The sequence below is a fragment of the Streptomyces sp. NPDC059037 genome (genome assembly GCF_042740015.1).
In the GTDB taxonomy this organism is placed as follows: domain Bacteria; phylum Actinomycetota; class Actinomycetes; order Streptomycetales; family Streptomycetaceae; genus Streptomyces.
This window is the reverse complement of sequence record NZ_JBHYIG010000509.1, coordinates 1-2,037: the sequence shown is the minus strand read 5'-3', so window position 1 is coordinate 2,037 and position 2,037 is coordinate 1. Positions and strand designations below refer to the sequence as shown.

General features: G+C 70.7%; 3 protein-coding genes. All 3 read left to right on the top strand.

The window, feature by feature from the left end:
• Positions 1–130 precede the first annotated feature (130 nt).
• A complete protein-coding gene (locus tag ACFWY6_RS45240) occupies positions 131–676 on the top strand; it encodes a DinB family protein (RefSeq protein WP_384703721.1) in 546 nt (181 codons plus the stop codon).
• 78 nt (positions 677–754) lie between these two features.
• Entirely contained in the window at positions 755–1,396 is a 642-nt protein-coding gene (locus ACFWY6_RS45235) for a PadR family transcriptional regulator (protein WP_384703718.1), read from the top strand.
• Between the two features lie 121 nt (positions 1,397–1,517).
• Positions 1,518–2,037: ATP-binding cassette domain-containing protein (locus ACFWY6_RS45230; RefSeq protein ID WP_384703715.1), on the top strand; the 520-nt coding region annotated here is incomplete at its 3' end.

Here is a 2,037-nt window from a genome sequence, read left to right as displayed (position 1 = left end):
GCGGTTTGGGTGTTCAAACCCCCCCCCCACCCCGCGGCACCTTGGGGTAACCACCGGCCCCAAATGGGTCCGTAGTGTCTGTGGTGTCGGAAAGCCCGGCAGGCTCCACAGGCTCGGAGAGGCGGACCCCATGGTCACCCACGTCAACGCAGAGGCCCCCGGCGACGAGCGCGGCGCGCTGCTCGCCTTCCTGGACGCCGAGCGCGGCGGCATCCGGCGGGCCCTGATCGGCCTGAGCGACGAGCGGGCGGCGACGAAGCCGAGCGCGAGCGAACTCTCGCTCTCCGGGCTGCTCAAGCATGTCGCGGAGGTCGAGGAGGGCTGGATCTCGCGGGCGAAGGGCGTCGCCCCTGCGGTCGAGCGCACCGAGGCGGACTGGGACGAGTGCTTCCGCCTGACCGAGGACGAGACGGTGGAGTCCGCGTTGGCGTACTGGGCCCAAGTGGCCGACCGCACCGAGGAGTTCATCCGCTCCCTGCCCACCCTCGACGAGACCTTCGCGCTCCCGGACCAGCCGTGGTTCCCGAAGGAGGACGTGTCGATGCGCTGGGTCCTGCTCCGGCTGATCACGGAGATGTCCCGGCACTCGGGCCACGCCGACATCATCCGCGAGTCCCTCGACGGCAAGACGGCCTTCGAGCTGGTGGCGCTGGAGCGCGGGGAGAGCTGGGGCTGACCCTCTTGGCCGCCGGCGCGCCGACGAGGGTGGTTGCCGCTACTCTAATCAAAGTTGATTAGAAAGAGAGGTGGCTTCATGTCGGCGATCCGACTCCTTGTCCTCGGTGCCGTCCGTCAGCACGGCCGCGCGCACGGCTATCAGGTGCGCAACGACCTGGAGTACTGGGGCGCCCATGAGTGGTCCAACGCCAAGCCCGGCTCGATCTACCACGCGCTGAAGCAGATGGCGAAGCAAGGCCTGCTGCATGCGCACGAGATCGCCCCGTCGACCGCCGGTGGGCCGCCGCGCACGGAGTACGAGATCACGGAAGCCGGCACCGAGGAGTTCTTCGCGCTGCTGCGGTCCGCCCTCACCTCGTACGACCAGCGGCCCGACATCCTCTCGGCGGGGCTCGGCTTCATCGTCGACCTGCCGCGCGACGAGGCCGTCGAGCTGCTCAAGGAGCGGGTGCGCTCCATCGAGGCGTGGCGCAGGTCCGTCACGGAGTACTACACGCCCGAGGACGGCCCGGAGCAGCTCGGGCACATCGGCGAGATCATGAACCTCTGGGTGCACACGGCCGACGGCGGCGCGGAGTGGGCACGCGGCCTGATCGAGCGCATCGAGGGCGGGTCCTACACGTTCGCGGGGGAGGGTGAGCCGTTCGTCGCGGTGCTCTCCGAGGGGCAGGAGAACCCGTACGCGACCGGGGAGCGGCACGCGGGGGACGAGCGTTGAAGGTCCTTCCGAATGCCCGCTAATCAAGTTTGACGAATCCCGAATCCGGGAGTACCTTGCTTCGCGTTGGGCTCGTAGTCAAGTTTGACTACGAGTGCGGATCGGGCTCGGAGGGAGACGGATGACGGACGCGATCATCGTCGAGGGAGCACGGAAGCGGTACGGGGAGAAGCGGGCCCTGGACGGCCTGGACCTGGCCGTCGGGCGGGGCACGGTGCACGGCGTGCTCGGCCCGAACGGCGCGGGCAAGACCACGGCGGTGCGCGTGCTCGCCACGCTGCTGCGGGCGGACGAGGGCCGCGTGGAGGTCGCGGGGTACGACGTGAAGCGGCAGCCGGACGAGGTGCGCAGGCGGATCGGCCTGCTCGGCCAGCACGCGGCGCTCGACGAGGAGCTGAGCGGCCGGCAGAACCTGGAGATGTTCGGGCGGCTCTACCACCTGGGTGCCCGCCACGCGCGCGTGCGGGCCGATGAGCTCCTGGTCCGGTTCGGCCTCGGGGAGACGGGCCGCAAGGCCGTCAAGCAGTACAGCGGCGGCATGCGCCGCCGCCACGACCACGCGGCCGCGCGCATCACCGGCCCCGAGGTGCGGTGCCTGGGCGAGCCGACCACCGGCCCCGACCCCCGCGGCCGCCCCGGGG